Annotated in this window: 2 protein-coding genes; both read left to right on the top strand. The window is 67.7% G+C overall.

The window, feature by feature from the left end; genetic code table 11:
• The first annotated feature begins 548 nt into the window (after positions 1 to 548).
• Complete coding sequence (locus I0Q12_RS26320) at positions 549 to 1,796, top strand: amidohydrolase (protein WP_197256213.1); 1,248 nt, start codon at positions 549 to 551, stop codon at positions 1,794 to 1,796.
• Positions 1,797 to 1,818: 22 nt separating this feature from the next.
• Positions 1,819 to 2,020: TRIC cation channel family protein (locus I0Q12_RS26315; RefSeq protein WP_197256215.1), on the top strand; the 202-nt coding region annotated here is incomplete at its 3' end.

Below are 2,020 nucleotides of genomic sequence, written 5' to 3'. Positions count from 1 at the left end.
TCGCTGGGTTGTCGGCCGCCATGCGCGTGGTGTGGACGACGTTCGCTGCGACGGGTGATCCGTCGGTGGCCTCGGTACGAAGCGACCGACAGGCTCGCTCAGCGCTGGACGACAGCGGCGATGGTGCAGCGCGATTCGACGATGCTGCTGCCGCATTCTGGGCGCGACATCATGGCGGAGCGATCGGTCGCCCGGTAAGTGATCCCGTCCGGGAATACGTGCTCGGAGTTGAACCGGAGCGGACCGTGGGGTGCCGATCCTCCAGCGGTACGTCGTATGGGGTGACTGAGGTCGGCGCAGCGGCGCGCGGCGTCGGCCACCGACATGGAGACGAGGTCTGTGCAGGTGCGTAGCCGGTAGGCCCCGGGGCGGCGGGACGCTCTCGATGACGTCGGTATCGGGGTGGGCCTCGGTGTTCACCCACGCTTTCATCTCGCTCTCGGTGCCGGATCAGCTCTTTGCTCTCGGCTGGTGCTGCATGCCGGGTTGGTTGTAGTCGTACGTGGTATCCGGTCGTGACAACACCGAATCGAGCATCGGGAGACGACATGGTGGCGGTTCTGCAGGGCCTGGACGAGATCCGCACGTGGCAGGAGAACTTTTACCGCGATCTGCATGCCCATCCGGAGCTGTCGCATCAGGAGACGCGCACCGCGGCCGAGGTGGCCGAACGATTGCGGGCCGCGGGATGCGAGGTGCACACCGATGTGGGTGGCACGGGCGTCGTCGGTGTTCTGCACAACGGCGACGGACCGGGTGTGTTGTTGCGCGCCGACATGGATGCTCTACCGGTCCGGGAGCAGACCGGCCTGGACTATGCCAGCGCGGTGACGGCGACCGGCGCGGACGGCAACGAGACTGCCGTGATGCACGCGTGCGGGCACGACGTGCACGTCGCGTGTTTGGTCGGTGCGGTGGAACTGCTGGCCCATACGAGCGAGCAGTGGCGGGGCAGGCTCGTCGCGGTGTTCCAGCCCGGGGAGGAGGTCGCGGATGGTGCCCGCCGGATGGTGGACGACGGGCTCGCCGGGATCGTCGGGAAGGTCGACGTGGCGCTGTGCCAGCATGTACTCGCCTTCCCTGCCGGTCTCGTCGGTACCCGCAGCGGTCCGACTCTCTCCGCTGCGGACAGCATGCGCATCACCCTCCACGGCCGGGGCGCGCACGGGTCGATGCCGCAAGCTTCCGTCGACCCGGTGGTGCTCGCCGCGATGATCGTCATCAGGTTGCAGACGATCATCGCCCGCGAGACCCGGCCGGGGGAGCCGGCGGTGCTCACCGTCGGCAGTGTGCAGGCGGGGACGAAGAGCAACGTCATCCCGGACGAGGCGACGATCCTGCTCAACATCCGCACCTACGACGAGAACACCCGCCGCTCGATCCTCACCGCCGTCGAGCGCATCGTCGTAGCCGAGTGCGAGGCGTCCCGCTCACCGCGACCTCCCGAGTTCGAACTGTTCGACCAGTACCCGATAACCGACAACGACCCTGCGGTCACCGAACAGGTCGCCGCGGCCTTCGCCGCTCACTTCGGCGACGATGCCGGCGAACTTCCTCTCCAGACGGCCAGTGAGGACTTCAGCGACATCCCACGCGCGCTCGGCCTTCCGTACACGTACTGGGGGATCGGCGGCGCCGATCCCGAGCTCTACCGCCAGGCCGAAGCCGAAGGACGCGTCGCCGATGCTGTGCCCGTCAACCACTCGGCGACGTTCGCACCGCTGATTCAACCCACCCTCGACACCGGAACGGCAGCGCTGGTCATCGCGGCACGGACGTTCCTGGGACACCCATGACGGGCGGGAACCTCGCGTGGACGTGAACACGCAGAGCACGGTGCTGCTCGTGCTCGACCTGCTCGGCACGTTCGCGTTCGCCCTCAACGGAGCGCTCACCGCCGTCCGCGTCACCCGGATCGACATAGTCGGGGTCGTGACGCTTGGAATGATCACCGCGCTGAACGTCGCGGGCGGCAGTCTCCTCGCGTTCTTCGCCCGCAAGCTCGAACGCCTGTCCACAC

Origin of the sequence: Rhodococcus sp. CX (genome assembly GCF_015865005.1) — a bacterium.
GTDB lineage: Bacteria > Actinomycetota > Actinomycetes > Mycobacteriales > Mycobacteriaceae > Rhodococcus.
Note: the sequence above shows the minus strand (reverse complement) of the source record. Positions and strands in the feature narration are given on the sequence as shown.